Origin of the sequence: Streptomyces sp. B1866 (assembly GCF_031932565.1) — a bacterium.
Lineage (GTDB): Bacteria > Actinomycetota > Actinomycetes > Streptomycetales > Streptomycetaceae > Streptomyces.
This window is the reverse complement of the sequence record NZ_JAVSCF010000611.1, coordinates 1-468: the sequence shown is the minus strand read 5'-3', so window position 1 is coordinate 468 and position 468 is coordinate 1. Positions and strand designations below refer to the sequence as shown.

At 86.3% G+C, this 468-nt stretch carries 1 pseudogene; it reads left to right on the top strand.

What is annotated here, in order from left to right:
- A pseudogene (locus RKE29_RS30915) lies at positions 1-468 on the top strand (hypothetical protein); the annotation flags it as partial.

Genomic DNA, 468 nt, shown 5'->3' with positions numbered 1-468 from the left:
GGGCCCGGCATGGGGCGGCCCCGGGCGCGGGCGGCGGCAGCGGCCTGCCCGCCGTCTCCGGCGCGACCGGGCACGGCCAGGGGACGTACGACCCGGCGGCGGCGTACGCGCGGGCGGCGGACAGCGAGGGCCGCGGGCTGCCCGGGGGCGGAGAGCGGCCGGACGGCGGCGTGCCGGGCGGTCCGGACGGTGTCGGCGGTACGAGCGGTCCCGGCGGCCCTGGCGGCCCCGGCGTCTCCGACGGCGGTACGGGGGGCGTCCCGGCCGTACCCGACGGTCCGGACGCTTCCCGGGCCCACGCCCCCGGCACCGGGCCCGGCACCCCGCCCGGCGACCCGAACGAGCCGCGGCCCACCGGGCGGCGCCGCGCGGGTCCCCACCCCGCGGAGCAGCCCCAGGGCGGGGCCGGGGGCCCGGCCGCCCTGGCCGCGCCCGGCACTCCCGCGCCCGGCACACCCGCGCACGGCC